This is a genomic window from Terrabacter tumescens (assembly GCF_014646815.1).
GTDB lineage: Bacteria > Actinomycetota > Actinomycetes > Actinomycetales > Dermatophilaceae > Terrabacter > Terrabacter tumescens.
Genome location: NZ_BMNZ01000006.1, coordinates 212,746 through 227,043 on the forward strand (window position 1 = coordinate 212,746; position 14,298 = coordinate 227,043).

Genomic DNA, 14,298 nt, shown 5'->3' on the forward strand with positions numbered 1-14,298 from the left:
GGTCACGCACCTCGGTCACCGGCCCTCGAGCAGGTCGCTGAAGTCGTCCTCGTTGCGCTCGGACTGTCGCACGTAGAACCAGCCCAGCCCGATGATCTCGACGAAGGCGACGACGGTGAGTAGCACCCAGGGCAGCGGCACGCCGAGCAGGTCGATGTCGGCGATCGCCGGGACGGCCCGGAAGGCAAGCGGCAGCAGGCCGAGCGTCGAGGCGAGGATGACGAGCACCGTGAGCGCCAGGCGGAGCTGGCTGCGCATGAGGGAGGTGATGTAGACCTCGCCCAGACGGGTCTGCTCGTCGATCTCGGACGCGATCGAGACGCTCCGGGTGCGGGCCGCGGACGTGCGCGGGCTCGTGACGCGCACGCGGGTGCGGCTGCGCGGGTCCCCCGCCACACCCGCACCCGCGCGGGGCCGCCCGGCCTCGGCGGACGGCATACGCCCTCGTGCGTCGGCCCCCGGCTCCGGCGCCTCGGAGGAGGTCATGACCCGCCGCGTCCGAGCGGCTGCGCGCGGCGCACGAGCAGGTCCCGCAGGGCCCGCGTGTGGCGGCGGCTCACGACGAGCTCGTGGCCGCCGACGACGACGGTCGTGCGGCCGCTCTCGGTGCGCCATTCGCTGATGTGGCCGAGCGCGACGAGCGAGGAGCGGTGGATGCGCACGAAGCCCGCCTCACGCCACTGGTCGGCGAGCGTCGTGAGCGGCACGCGGACGAGGTGGCTCTCGGTGGCGGTGTGCAGGCGGGCGTAGTCCCCCTGGGCCTCGACGAAGAGCACCTCGGAGCGCGGCACGAGCCGGCTCACCCCGGCCAGCTCGACGACGATGCTCTCGTCGGCGGACGCCGCGACGGGCTCGCGACCACTGACCTGGCGCACCACCCGGCGCACCGCCTGGTCGAGCCGCTCGTCGCGGACCGGCTTCAGGACGTAGTCGACGACGTTGAGCTCGAAGGCGTCGACGGCGTGCTGCTCGTGCGCGGTGACGAAGACGATCGGCGGTTGGGTGGTGAAGCGCGAGAGCACCCGCGCGAGGTCGAGACCGCTGAGGCCCGGCATCTGCACGTCCATGAAGATCGCGTCGACCTGCTCCTCGTGGAGCACGCGCAGCGCAGCCTCGCCCGAGCCGGCCGGCACGACCTGGCGCACGCACTCGTGACGGCCGAGCATCCAGGCCAGCTCGTCGAGGGCCGGCGCCTCGTCGTCGACGGCAAGCACCTTCAGCAGCGGCGCCACATCGGGCGAGGACGGCGCGTCGCCGTGGGCCTCGGTGGCGTTGGCTGGTCCGGTCACACGTGCACCCCCGGTCGGAACTTCGGCAGCCGCACGACGACCTTGGTGCCGGCGCCGGGCGCTGTCTCGACGACGAGGCCGTAGTCGTCGCCGAAGGCCGTGCGCAGCCGCTCGTCGACGTTGGCCAGCCCGACCGAGTCGCTGCCCGGGTCACCGGCCAGCACGCGTCGCACCCGCTCGGGGTCCTCCCCCACGCCGTTGTCCTCGATGGTCACGACGCACTCCTGGTCGGCGTCCTGGGCCAGGATGCTGATCTCGCCACTGCCCTCACGACCCTCGATGCCGTGCTGGACGGCGTTCTCGACGAGGGGCTGCAGGCACAGGAACGGCACGACGACCGGCAGCACCTCGGGGGCCACGCGCACGGTCACGGTGAGCCGGTCGCCGAAGCGGGCCTTCTCGATGACGAGGTAGGCCTCGATGGAGCGCAGCTCCTCGGCGAGGGTCGTGAACTCGCCGTGCCGGCGGAAGGAGTAGCGCGTGAACTCGGCGAGGTCGAGCAGCAGCTCGCGCGCCCGCTCGGGGTCGGTCCGGGTGAAGGACGCGATGGCCGTCAGCGAGTTGTAGATGAAGTGCGGGCTGATCTGCGCGCGCAGGGCCCGGACCTCGGCCTCCATGAGCCGGGTGCGCGAGGCGTCGAGCTCGGCGAGCTCGAGCTGCCCCGACACCCAGCCGGCCACCTCGTTGGTGGCCCGGACGAGCCCCGCCGAGGCGCGGTCGGTGAAGACCTGCAGCGTCCCGACGACCTTCTCGTCGACGTCGAGCGGGGCGACGATGGCCTGGCGCACGACGCAGGACGGCTCCGTGCAGGACACGTCGGCCCCGTCGACGACGGTCGTGCGACCGTGGGCGAGCGTGCCGGCGGAGATCACGGCGGCCTGCGGGGCGTGGTGCGACCGGCCCCCGTCCCACGCGAGCAGGCCCGTGGTGTCGGTCATCGCCACGGCGGGCGCCCCGAGGAGCGCGCGGAGGTGCTTGAGCGAGCGCTCGGCCGCCGCCGGCGTGAGGCCGCTGCGCAGCGCCGGAGACGCGAGCAGGGCGGTGTGCAGGGTGCGGTACGTCGCCCGGTCGGCCTCGGTGCCGAGGTGACCGCGACGCAGCAGCGCGCCCCACGAGCTCATGGCGACACTGTATGCGGCCCGCTGACGCCCGACGGGCTGGTTCGTTCGATGTAGGTGCGCGGCCCTGGGGCCGCGCCCCTACATCGAACGGGTGGTCAGAGCGGAGGCGGCTCAGGCCTTCTGGTCGTCGTCCTCGTCGGCCGCGACGTGCCACAGGCCCGACCGGCGCTCGGCGTCGAGCTCCTCCTGCGTCGCGGCGCGGGCCGCGTAGCGGTCCTTCTGCGCCTCGCGCTTCTCGTCGCGGGTCGGGCGCGAGGACTCGGACAGGCGCAGGTCGGTGCCGCGCGAGCCGAGCAGCTCGGCGCCGGCCTGGAGCGTGGGCTCCCAGTCGAAGACGACGGCGTCGTCGGTGGCCCCGATGACGACCGTGTCGCCGGCGACGGCGCCGACCTTGTAGAGCTCGTCCTCGACCCCGAGGCGGCCGAGCCGGTCGGCGAGGTAGCCGACGGCCTCGTCGTTGCTGAAGTCGGTCTGGCGCACCCAGCGGACGGGGCGCGCGCCGGTGACGCGGAAGAAGACGCCGTCGGGGCCGTTCTCCTTGGTCACCGTGAAGCCCTGGTCGTCGACCGAGCGCGGTCGCAGCACGACGCGCTTGGGCACGGCCTCGCCGATCTCCTTGCGGGCGGCGTCGACGTGGCGGGCCATCGCGAAGCTCAGCTCGCGAAGTCCCTCGTGCGCAACGGCCGAGACGATGAAGACCTCGATGCCGCGGGCCTCGAGGTCGGGCTTGACCATCTCGGCCAGCTCGCGCGCCTCGGGGACGTCGGCCTTGTTGAGCACGACGATGCGGGTGCGCTCGGAGAGCGGGCGACCGCCGAGGTCGGCGTCGGGGACGTAGAGCGAGAGCTCGTTCTCGATGACGTCGAGGTCGCTCATCGGGTCGCGGCCCGGCTCGAGCGTGGCGCAGTCGATGACGTGCACGAGCACCGAGCAGCGCTCGACGTGGCGCAGGAACTCCAGGCCCAGGCCCTTGCCCTCGTGCGCGCCGGGGATGAGGCCGGGCACGTCGGCGACGGTGAACCGGCTCGACCCAGCGGTGACGACCCCGAGGTTGGGCACGAGCGTCGTGAACGGGTAGTCGGCGATCTTCGGCTTGGCCGCCGAGAGCACCGAGACGAGCGAGGACTTGCCGGCGCTCGGGAAGCCGATGAGGGCCACGTCGGCGAGCGACTTGAGCTCGAGCACGATGTCGACATCCTCGCCCGGCTCGCCGAGCAGCGCGAAGCCCGGCGCCTTGCGGCGGGCGCTCGACAGCGCCTTGTTGCCGAGGCCGCCCCGACCGCCCGCGGCGATGACGTGCTCGGTGCCCATGCCGACGAGGTCGACGATGATCTGGCCCGAGGCGTCCTTGACGACGGTGCCCTCCGGCACGGCGAGCACGAGGTCGTCGCCGTCCGCGCCGTTGCGCTCGTCACCGGCGCCCGGTGCGCCGTTGCCGGCCTTGCGGTGCGGGTGGCGGTGGTAGTCGAGCAGCGTCGTGGACGAGGGGTCGACGCGCAGGATGACCGAGCCTCCCCGGCCGCCGTTGCCGCCGTCGGGGCCGCCGAGCGGCTTGAACTTCTCGCGCTTGACGGAGGCCACACCGTGCCCGCCCGCCCCGGCGCTGAGATGCAGCACCACGCGGTCGACGAAGGTCACTGCCATGGGAGGTCACTCTTCCAGATCAGGGTGGGCGGACGGCATACGCGATGTGGCTGGAGCCGAGGAGGTGGCACTCGCGAGCGTGCGAGGGACTGCCACATCATTTCGGAACGCCGGGTCGCCCGGGAAAGAAAAACGGAAGGGCGGGCCACGCGGGCCCGCCCTTCCGGAAAAAGCTCAGTGCGTGATCGTGGCGATCACTCAGCGGCAGCGGTCTCCGGCTGCTCGATGTTGACCGTCTTGCGGCCGCGCTTGGTGCCGAACTTGACGGCGCCGGCGACGAGGGCGAACAGCGTGTCGTCGCCACCGCGACCGACACCCTCACCCGGGTGGAAGTGCGTGCCGCGCTGACGGACGAGGATCTCGCCCGCGTTGACCTTCTGGCCACCGAAACGCTTGACGCCGAGGAACTGTGCGTTCGAGTCGCGACCGTTGCGGGTCGAGGACGCACCCTTCTTGTGTGCCATGTCAGTCCTTCTCTCGTGAGTCTCTGGGTTCCGGGCGGATCACGCGTTGATGGCGGTGATCTTGACCTGGGTCAGCGGCTGACGGTGGCCCTGACGCTTGCGGTAGCCGGTCTTGTTCTTGTACTTCATGATGACGATCTTGGGGCCCTTGGCGGCCTTGACGACCTCGGCCTTGACCGACACCTTCGACAGCTTGTCGGCGTCGGACGTCACGGTCGTGCCGTCCACGAGGAGCAGCGGCGTGAGCTCGATGGCATCGCCGGGCTGACCCGTCACCTTGTCGACGAGCAGGACATCGCCCACCGACACCTTCTCCTGGCGACCGCCAGCGCGAACAATCGCGTACACAGTGAAACTCACTCTCTCATCAAGGGGTGGTATCGCCACTTTCGGCACCGGCCCGTCAACACGGGCCCGGTGGGCGCACCAAGGGACAAGATTACCGGCTGGGAGGTCCCAGCTCCAAACCGAGGTCAGGCGCCGTCGGCGGGACCGGACTCGTTGCTCGCGCGGGGCGGGCCGGCCGGGGCGACGACGCGTCCACGGCGGCGCCGGCCGCGGGCGGCGGGCTGCACCTCGACCTGCGCCTCGACCGGTGCGGCGCCGGTGGTCTCGACGCTCACCTCAGGCTGCTCAGGCTGCTGGGCCTGCTCGGGCTGCTGCGTCTCGTCGCCGGCCGCGTCGGTCACGTCGGACTCGAGCTCGACGTGCGAGCCGCCCTGGGTGGCCTGGTCATCGGCGCTGTCGACCTCGTGGGCGTCGTCACCGGACCAGGGGCCCGCGTCGAGGGGGAAGCCGTGACCGGCCTTCGCCTCGCCGGCGGCCTCCGCCGCGATCTCGGCGACGGCCTCGGCTGCCGCCTCGCCCACGGGCTGGCCGGAGGCGCTCTTGACCGCGGCGGCGTGGGCGGCCGCTGCGATCTGGGCCGCGGTGGGCCCGTTGGCCTTGGACTCCGCGTGCGCCGACTGCGCACCCGACTGCAGGCCGGACTGCTGGCCGGAGCCGTTGCCGCCCTGGTTGTTGCCGTTCTGGCCGGCTCCCTGGCCGCGGCCGCGGCGGCTGCGGCTGCTGCCGCCGTCGCCCTGACCCTGCTGACCCTGCTGGCCGTGCTGGCCCTGCTCCTGCGGGTGCGCGCCCTTGTCGACGGGGTCGGTGTGGATGATGAAGCCGCGCCCGTTGCAGTGGTCGCAGGTCTCGGAGAAGACCTCGATGAGGCCCGAGCCGACCCGCTTGCGAGTCATCTGGACCAGGCCGAGCGAGGTGACCTCGGCGACCTGGTGCTTGGTCCGGTCGCGGCCGAGGCACTCGAGCAGGCGACGCACGACGAGCTCGCGGTTGCTCTCGAGGACCATGTCGATGAAGTCGATGACGATGATGCCGCCGATGTCGCGCAGCCTGAGCTGGCGCACGATCTCCTCGGCCGCCTCGATGTTGTTCTTCGTCACCGTCTCCTCGAGGTTGCCGCCCGAGCCGACGAACTTGCCGGTGTTGACGTCGACGACGGTCATCGCCTCGGTGCGGTCGATGACGAGCGAGCCGCCGCTCGGCAGCCAGACCTTGCGGTCCATCGCCTTGGACAGCTGCTCGTCGACGCGGTGGTGCGTGAAGAGGTCCTCCTCCGACGTCCACTTCGTGACGCGGTCGGCGAGGTCGGGGGCGACGGAGCTGATGTAGGGGTGGATCTCGTTCCACGCCTGGTCGCCGGCGACGACGAGCTGCTTGAAGTCCTCGTTGAAGACGTCACGGATGACGCGGACCGTGAGGTCGGGCTCGCCGTGCAGGAGCATCGGGGCCTGGCCACCGGTCGCGGAGCCGGCGGCGCCGTTCTTCTTCTTGCCCTTGCTCTTGCCGGCACGCGGTGACGAGGCCGCCTCGGCCTTGGCCTGGATGTCCTCCCACGTGCGGGTGAGGCGCTCGACGTCGGCGCGCAGCTCCTCCTCGCTCGCGCCCTCGGCCGCGGTGCGGACGATGACGCCGGCGGAGTCCGGCACGACGTCGCGCAGGATCTTCTTGAGGCGGGCGCGCTCGGTGTCGGGCAGCTTGCGGCTGATGCCGGTCATCGAGCTGTTCGGCACGTAGACGAGGTAGCGGCCCGGCAGCGAGATCTGCGACGTGAGGCGTGCGCCCTTGTGGCCGATCGGGTCCTTGGTGACCTGCACGAGCACGGTCTGGCCGGAGCCGAGGGCGTTCTCGATGCGCTTGGGCTGGTTGGCCTCGAGGCCGGCGGCGTCCCAGTTGACCTCACCGGCGTACAGCACGGCGTTGCGGCCCTTGCCGATGTCGACGAAGGCGGCCTCCATCGAGGGCAGGACGTTCTGGACCCGGCCGAGGTAGATGTTGCCGGCCATCGAGACGTTCGTGGCCTGGTCGATGTAGTGCTCGACGAGGACGCCGTCCTCGAGGACGCCCATCTGGGTGCGCCCGTCCTTGTTGCGCACGACCATGACCCGGTCGACGGCCTCGCGGCGGGCGAGGAACTCCGCCTCGGTGATGATCGTGCGGCGACGGCCGGCCTCGCGGCCCTCGCGGCGGCGCTGCTTCTTGGCCTCGAGCCGGGTCGAGCCCTTCACGGCGACGGGCTCGTCGCTCTGGCTGCGCGGCTGGCGCACCCGGGTCGAGACGTTGGGTGTGTCGTCCCCGGAGTCGGCGGCCGAGCCGGCGCGGCGGCGACGACGGCGACGACGGCTCGACACACCCTCGTCGTCGGTGTCGGACCCGTTGTCGGAGTCGGCGTCGGTGTCGCCCTCGTGGTCGGCGTCGCCCTCGTCACCGGTGTCGGCTGACGCGCCACGGGAATCACCCCAGCCGCGGGAGTCGGACGGCTGGTCCTGGGCGTCGTCCTCGTCGTTGGCGCGGCCCCGGCGGCCCTTGCCGCCGCGGCGGCGACGCGAGCGCCGGGGGCTGCTCTCCTCGTCGTCCTGCTCGTCTGAGCGGACCGTGGCGTCGGCGTCGGGCTCGTGGTCCTGGACCTCCTCGACGGTCTCCTCGACCGGCTCCTCCTCCGCCTCCTCGACGTGCTCGACCGGCTGGGCCGGAGCGGATGCACGACGACGGCGCGTCGGCGTCGCCTGGCTCGCGTCGGGCGCCTGGAAGAGCACGCTGAAGCTGGGGACGACGGCGGACGGACGGGAGTCCGCGTCGCCGGCGTCGAGCACGGGCAGGTCGTCGGTGCTCTCGGTCTCGTCGAAGGCGTCGACGTCGACGACGGCGGCGGCCTCCGCCGCCTGCACGGGCTCCGCGGACGCGGCGGCCTCCACGGACGGCGCTGCCTCGGGCTCGACGGCTGCCGGCGCCTCGCCCTGGACCCCCGCGACGAGCTCCTCGACCGCGGCACTGGCGCGGGCGGCCTTGCTGCGCGGGGCGCGCTTGGCGGCCCGGGGCGCCGCAGCGGCGGTGGAGTCGGCGGGGGCACCGGCGGCGTCGCCGGTGTCGGCCTTCTTGCGGGTGGCGCGCTTGCGTGCCGGACGCTTGGTCTCGGTGGCGTCACCGACCTCGTCGGTGCCCGGGGCGCTGGGGGCCTCGACTGCATCGCTCGTGGGGGCGGCCGCGGCTGGCTCCATGGGCGACTCGCTGACCGGCTGGGCGGCCGGCTCGATGGTCGTCGCCTTCTTCGTGCTGCGGCGCGGGGCGCGGCGGCGTGGCGTCGGGGCGTCGGCCTCGGGGAACAGGGTCGCGTCGTCGCCGGCGGTGGTGTCGTTGGGTGCCATCAGGCAGTCTCCCGTCAGGTGCGGTGCGACCCACACCCGGCCGGAGCCGCCGACACCGCACGAGTGCGGTTGCAGTCGTCGCGCCGCGTGTGCGACGGGACGGAAGTCGTCTCGCTACACCCGAAAACGGTTCGCGCTGGGCGCGGCCCCGTGATCGAATGCCGTCGGCGTCCTGGTCGGCAACCGGTTCGTCGTCATGACCTGGCAGGTCATTCCAACGGGTCGGTCACCCGCACGTTTGCGGTGTCGAGCGGTCCCTGCGCCAGACGCGTCACCAGTGGGGGACGCGGAGGCTGCAGGTCGGCGATCTCACGCAGCGCGGTCAGAATGTCGTCGGGGCGTACAGCCGGTGTGGTGTGCCGTACGACCATGCGCAGTATCGCACAGTCGGCCCCGACAGCGTGAGACGTGACCGTGTCGGCGAGCGCGTCGCCCGGTGCCAGCACCCGGGCGGAGACGATTGCGGCGCGCACGTCGAAGGTGCGCGGACCGGACTTCGTCAGGCGGGTCACCTCGGCCGTCTCGCGCTCGAGCAGGCGGTCCACCGCCGCCGCGAGGACCTCCAGCGACACGCCCCCGAACTCGAGGAGCCAGTCGCTGGCCTCGAGGCGGTCGGCGAGCGCACCCGAGGCGGCCTCGACGACCTGGAGGATGTCGATGCCCTCCGGGAGGGCCTCGTCCAGGGCGATGCGCACCGACTCCGGCTCGACGCGCTGGGTCACCGAGATCTCGAAGTACTCCGCCTCGCTGCCCGTGCCCGTAGCGGCGGCGTTCGCGTAGCTGATCTTCGGGTGCGGGTGGAAGCCCGCGGAGAACGCCATCGGGACGTCCGCGCGCCGCAGGGCACGCTCGAGCGCACGCTGGAAGTCGCGGCTGGAGGTGAACCGCAGCCGTCCCCGCTTCGTGTAGCGGATCCGGAGCTTCTGGACCGCGGGGTCCGGTGCCGGTCCCTCGGGGACGCGCTGACGTGCCTGACGAGCCATGCCCGGAAGGCTACCGGCGCCGCGGGGCGGCGCCGTCAGTCGGTCGGGAAGCCGCGCTGCTCGTCGGCCCGGCGCTGGCGCTCGGCCGACTCGGCCTCGTCGAGCCGGGTCGCCTCGGCCAGCGTGGGGGCGGTGCCGCCCATGCTCGCGGGCAGGAACTTGAGGTCCGGGCCGGTGAGCGGCTCGTAGGCCGCCCGCGCGATGTCGAGCATGTGGGCCATGACGGCCTTGTAGCGGGCAGTCACCTCGTCGGGGTCGGCGTCGGCGGCGACCGGGATGGGCTCGCCGACCGACATGATGATCGGCACGTTGGTGCGTCCGAGGCGCTTGGGGTGGCCCTTGGTCCAGACCCGCTGCGAGCCCCAGATGACGACGGGCAGGATCGGGACCCCCGCCTCGATCGCCATCCGCGCGGCGCCGGTCTTGAAGTCCTTGAGCTCGAACGAGCGCGAGATCGTGGCCTCGGGGAAGACGCCGACGATCTCACCCGCCCGCAGCGCCGCCACGGCCGCGGCATACGACGCCGCGCCGGCGGTGCGGTCCACGGGGATGTGGTGCATGCCGCGCATGAGCGGACCGCTGACCGGGTGGCTGAAGACGCCGTCCTTGGCCATGAAGCGCACGAGGCGCCCGGACTTCTGGGCGGCGAGCCCGGCGTAGGCGAAGTCCATGTAGCCGGTGTGGTTGATCGTCATCACCGCTCCCCCGGTGCGTGGCACGTTGTCGTCGCCGAGGATGGTGAACTTCAGTCCCTGCATCGCGAACACCCCGCGGGCGAAACCGATGACGGACGAGTAGACGGGCTCCATGGGGACACTCTGCCCTGCGTCGCTACGCTTCGGCACGCCGATGCCGGCAACCAGGGGTGCCGACGAACGGGAGATGACCGTGAGCACGAGCGTTGCAGTGATGCACGCCACGCAGGCGAGGGTCCCGAGCGGCCTGCCGGACCTCGCAGACCTGGCGCATGCCGCGACGCCGGCCCTCGTCGACCGGGACACCTTCGTCGGCGCCGCCGTCATCGGGCTCGTGCCGATCCTGCTCGCGGGCCTCGTGGTGCTCGTCAAGTGGTGGCGCGGTCGCGACGAGATGTTCGACGACCTCACCCCGGGCCTGGTGCCGCAGGACCCCGCGACGGCGCCCCGCCACCGGGTGCGCGGCGGCGAGTGGTCGGGCACGGTGGCGCCGGCCTTCGCTCCCCCGCGGGACGTGCGCCCGGGCGTCGTCGGGACCGTCGTCGACGGCGTCGCCGACCCCCACGACGTCAGCGCGACCCTGCTCGACCTCGCCGTCCGCGGCTGGTTCCGCATCATCGAGGTCCCCGGGGAGCGGGACGGCCGTCCGCGCGACTGGGAGCTGCGACGCGTCGACCCGGCGCCGATCGAGAGGCTCACAGCCTTCGAGCAGCTCCTGCTCGACCGGCTCTTCGAGGGTGGCGACGACGTGCGGCTGTCGACGCTCAAGGGCTCGTTCGGCCTCACGATGCGCGAGGCCCAGATCGGGCTCTACCGCGAGGTCGTCGACCGCGGCTGGTACGCCCGCCACCCCCGGGCCCGCAACGGGCGCACCCGCGCCGTCGGGCTCGCCGTGCTCGTGCCGCTCGTCCTCGTCGCCGCGGCCCTCGTCGTGACCGGCCTGGGCCACGCCCACGACTGGTCGCTGACGCCGGTGCTCGTCGGCCTCGTCGTCGCGCTCGTCGTCCTCGCGCGCTGGGGCGGCGCCCGGACGCCGCGCACGGCCGAGGGCACCGCGCTGCGCATCGAGGCACTCGGCTTCCGCGAGTACCTCGCCACCGCCGAGGCCGACCGGCTGCGCTTCGAGGAGAAGCGAGCCCTGCTCAGCAGCTACCTGCCGTATGCCGTCGCCTTCGGTCTGACGGCCCACTTCGCCGACCTGCTCCGCCACCTCGCCAAGGACAGCCACTGGACCGACTACGTCGACGGCCTCGACTGGTACGACGTCGGCGGTTCCGACGGCGGCGACCTCTCCCTCGGTGACGCCCTGTCCGACATCGGCGACGCCACCACGTGGTGCACCGACCCCGGCGACCTGTTCGACGGTGTCGACGGTTTCACCGACGCCGCCGACTCGCTCTTCTCCTTCGACGGCCTCGCCGGGTGCGGCGACGGCTGCGACGTGCCGGGCTGCGGCGACGGGTGCGACCTGCCCGGCTGCGACTTCTGACGGGCACCCGCCCGGCCACACGGCATTCCGAAATGAGGTGGCAGTCCCTCGCAAGCTCGCGAGTGCCGCCTCCTCGGCTCCAGCCATCGGCCGTGCGGCCCACGGCCGGGAAGGCGGTCGAGGGCACCCCGTCGCGTCTGGAAGGATTGGGCGCATGACTGACGCACCTGACACCACGACCTCGCGGATCCCCGAGCGGCCCACGCTCGACGGGCTCGAGGAGAAGTGGATGCAGGTATGGGCCGAGCAGGGCACCTACGCCTTCGACCGCGAGAAGGCCCTCACCCTCCCCCGCGAGCAGGTCTTCGCCATCGACACCCCGCCGCCCACGGCGAGCGGCAGCCTGCACGTCGGTCACGTCTTCAGCTACACCCACACCGACTGCATGGCCCGCTACAAGCGCATGCAGGGCCTCGAGGTCTTCTACCCCATCGGCTGGGACGACAACGGCCTGCCGACCGAGCGCCGGGTGCAGAACTACTACGGCGTGCGCGGCGACGCGAGCCTGCCCTACGAGGAAGGCTTCACGCCGCCGTTCGAGGAGGGCGTGGACGCCAAGGGCAAGGCGATCAAGGCCGCCGACCAGCGCCCGATCAGCCGCAAGAACTTCATCGAGCTGTGCGACGTCCTCACGGTCAAGGACGAGGTGACCTTCGAGTCGCTCTTCCGCCGCCTGGGCTTCAGCCTCGACTGGAACATCACCTACCGCACCATCGACGAGCGCTCGCGCGCCGTCGCGCAGCAGGCGTTCCTGCGCAACCTCGCCCGCGGCGAGGCCTACCAGAGCGAGGCCCCCGGCCTCTGGGACGTGACGTTCCAGACGGCGGTCGCGCAGGCCGAGCTCGAGGCGCGCGACTACCCCGGCGCGTACCACCGCGTCGCGTTCCACCGTGCGGGCGGCGAGCCCGTCCACATCGAGACGACGCGTCCCGAGCTCATCCCGTCGGTCGTCGCGCTCATCGCGCACCCCGACGACGAGCGCTACCAGCCGCTCTTCGGCACGACCGTCACCTCGCCGCTCTTCGGCGTCGAGGTGCCGGTGCTGGCGCACCGCGCCGCCGAGATGGACAAGGGCGCCGGCATCGCCATGTGCTGCACGTTCGGTGACCTCACCGACGTCATGTGGTGGCGCGAGCTGCAGCTGCCGATCCGCTCGCTCATCACCCGCAACGGGCGCCTGCAGGCCGAGACTCCCGAGTGGATCGCCGGCGGCCCCGGCGAGGCGCTCTACGCCGAGTCCCTCGCGACCAAGACGACGTTCAGCGCCCGCGAGGCCGTCGTGGCCGCGCTGCGCGAGTCCGGCGACCTCGACGGCGAGCCGCAGAAGACCCAGCGCAAGGCCAACTTCTACGAGAAGGGCGACAAGCCCCTCGAGATCGTCACCTCGCGCCAGTGGTACATCCGCAACGGCGGCCGCGACGAGGCCCTGCGCGGCAAGCTCGTCGGGATGGGCGACGAGGTCGACTTCCACCCCGCCTTCATGCGCTCGCGCTACAAGAACTGGGTCGAGGGCCTCAACGGGGACTGGCTCATCTCGCGCCAGCGCTTCTTCGGCGTGCCCTTCCCGGTCTGGTACCCCGTGACGGCCGAGGGCGAGACCGACCACGAGCACCCCATCGTCGCCCCCGAGTCGGCGCTGCCCGTCGACCCGCAGATCGACGTCCCCGAGGGCTACGACGAGAGCCAGCGCGGCGTGCCGGGCGGGTTCGTCGCCGACCCCGACATCATGGACACGTGGGCCACCTCGTCGCTCACCCCGCAGATCGCGGCCGGCTGGCCGGTGCGCGAGGGCGAGGGCCTCGGCTCGGACGAGGCGCTCTTCGCCTCGATCTTCCCCTACGACATGCGCCCGCAGGCGCACGACATCATCCGCACCTGGCTCTTCGCCACGGTGACGCGGTCGTACTTCGAGCACGGCGTCGCGCCGTGGCGTCACGCCGCCATCAGCGGCTGGATCCTCGACCCCGACCGCAAGAAGATGAGCAAGTCCAAGGGCAACGCCGAGACGCCCGAGGACGTCGTCAAGGCCAACGGCGCCGACGCCGTGCGCTACTGGGCGGCCTCCGGACGCCTGGGCACCGACGCCGCCTACGACACCGGCCAGATGAAGGTCGGCCGGCGCCTCGCGATCAAGGTGCTCAACGCGAGCAAGTTCGCCCTGGGCTTCGGCGACGTCGACGGCGACCTGCGCACGGCGGTCACACACCCGCTCGACCTGTCGATGCTCGCGGCGCTCGCCGACGTCGTCGACAAGGCCACGCAGGGCTTCGAGAGCTGGGACTACACCCGCTCGCTCGAGGCGACCGAGACCTTCTTCTGGACCTTCTGCGACGACTACCTCGAGCTCGTCAAGGACCGCGCCTACGGCGGCCAGGGCGAGGAGGCCGCGGCCAGCGCACGTGCCGCCCTGCGCCTCGCGCTCGAGACGCTGCTGCGCCTGCTGGCGCCGTTCATCCCCTACGCGACCGAGGAGGTCTGGTCGTGGTTCGGTGACGGCTCGGTGCACCGTCAGCCGTGGCCGACCGGCGCGGAGCTGCCGGCCGGCGGCGACGCCGCGCTGCTGCCGTCGGTGGGCGCCGCCCTCGCCGGCGTGCGCAAGGTCAAGTCCGAGGCCAAGGTCGGCATGCGCGCCGAGGTGCGCACCATGACCCTCGTCGCGCCCGCCGCGTCCGTCGCGCACGTGCAGGCGGCCGAGGCCGACCTGCGGGCGAGCGGGCGCATCAGTGAGCTCGCGTATGCCGAGGGCGAGGCCGTCGAGGTCCGCGACGCCGAGCTCGTCCCCGTCGAGAAGCCTCCCGCGCAGGGCTGACCCACCCACCACGCCGTCGGTCGTTGCCGTCCTGACCTCTCAGGACGGCAACGATCCGCGCGCTACCGGACTGTCGGGCTCCCTGCTGGCATAAGGT

11 protein-coding genes are annotated in these 14,298 nt (G+C 72.4%); 2 read left to right on the top strand and 9 right to left on the bottom strand.

Annotation, left to right across the window (positions count from 1 at the left end; all coding sequences use genetic code 11):
• Positions 1–15 precede the first annotated feature (15 nt).
• The 9 genes from IEY30_RS16245 to IEY30_RS16285 all read right to left on the bottom strand — a co-directional run bounded on the left by IEY30_RS16245 (position 16) and on the right by IEY30_RS16285 (position 10,017).
• Entirely contained in the window at positions 16–486 is a 471-nt protein-coding gene (locus IEY30_RS16245; protein WP_229675046.1) for a hypothetical protein, read from the bottom strand.
• Positions 483–1,289: a LytR/AlgR family response regulator transcription factor gene (locus IEY30_RS16250; protein ID WP_229675047.1), complete on the bottom strand. Its 807-nt coding sequence runs from the start codon at positions 1,287–1,289 to the stop codon at positions 483–485. The genes IEY30_RS16245 and IEY30_RS16250 overlap by 4 nt, the downstream gene beginning before the upstream one ends.
• Entirely contained in the window at positions 1,286–2,410 is a 1,125-nt protein-coding gene (locus tag IEY30_RS16255; protein ID WP_030200285.1) for a sensor histidine kinase, read from the bottom strand. The genes IEY30_RS16250 and IEY30_RS16255 overlap by 4 nt, the downstream gene beginning before the upstream one ends.
• Before the next feature lie 111 nt (positions 2,411–2,521).
• Positions 2,522–4,054 (bottom strand): GTPase ObgE, encoded by a 1,533-nt coding sequence (gene obgE, locus IEY30_RS16260; protein WP_030200287.1) that lies wholly within the window; start codon positions 4,052–4,054, stop codon positions 2,522–2,524.
• Between the two features lie 194 nt (positions 4,055–4,248).
• Positions 4,249–4,518, bottom strand: coding sequence for a 50S ribosomal protein L27 (gene rpmA, locus IEY30_RS16265; RefSeq protein ID WP_030200289.1), 270 nt, complete (start codon positions 4,516–4,518; stop codon positions 4,249–4,251).
• Positions 4,519–4,557: 39 nt separating this feature from the next.
• Entirely contained in the window at positions 4,558–4,866 is a 309-nt protein-coding gene (rplU, locus tag IEY30_RS16270; RefSeq protein ID WP_028785644.1) for a 50S ribosomal protein L21, read from the bottom strand.
• A 125-nt stretch (positions 4,867–4,991) separates the two neighbouring features.
• Positions 4,992–8,225 (bottom strand): Rne/Rng family ribonuclease, encoded by a 3,234-nt coding sequence (locus tag IEY30_RS16275; protein WP_030200298.1) that lies wholly within the window; start codon positions 8,223–8,225, stop codon positions 4,992–4,994.
• A 209-nt stretch (positions 8,226–8,434) separates the two neighbouring features.
• Positions 8,435–9,208, bottom strand: coding sequence for a TIGR03936 family radical SAM-associated protein (locus IEY30_RS16280; RefSeq protein ID WP_030200300.1), 774 nt, complete (start codon positions 9,206–9,208; stop codon positions 8,435–8,437).
• Positions 9,209–9,243: 35 nt separating this feature from the next.
• A complete protein-coding gene (locus IEY30_RS16285) occupies positions 9,244–10,017 on the bottom strand; it encodes a lysophospholipid acyltransferase family protein (protein WP_030200306.1) in 774 nt (257 codons plus the stop codon).
• 79 nt (positions 10,018–10,096) lie between these two features.
• Here IEY30_RS16285 and IEY30_RS16290 point away from each other — a divergent pair, with 79 nt between their 5' ends.
• The gene (locus tag IEY30_RS16290; protein WP_162181018.1) at positions 10,097–11,392 is read left to right on the top strand and encodes a DUF2207 family protein; all 1,296 of its coding nucleotides are present in this window, start codon (positions 10,097–10,099) and stop codon (positions 11,390–11,392) included.
• Between the two features lie 154 nt (positions 11,393–11,546).
• The gene (gene valS, locus IEY30_RS16295; protein WP_030200316.1) at positions 11,547–14,201 is read left to right on the top strand and encodes a valine--tRNA ligase; all 2,655 of its coding nucleotides are present in this window, start codon (positions 11,547–11,549) and stop codon (positions 14,199–14,201) included.
• Positions 14,202–14,298: the final 97 nt, after the last annotated feature.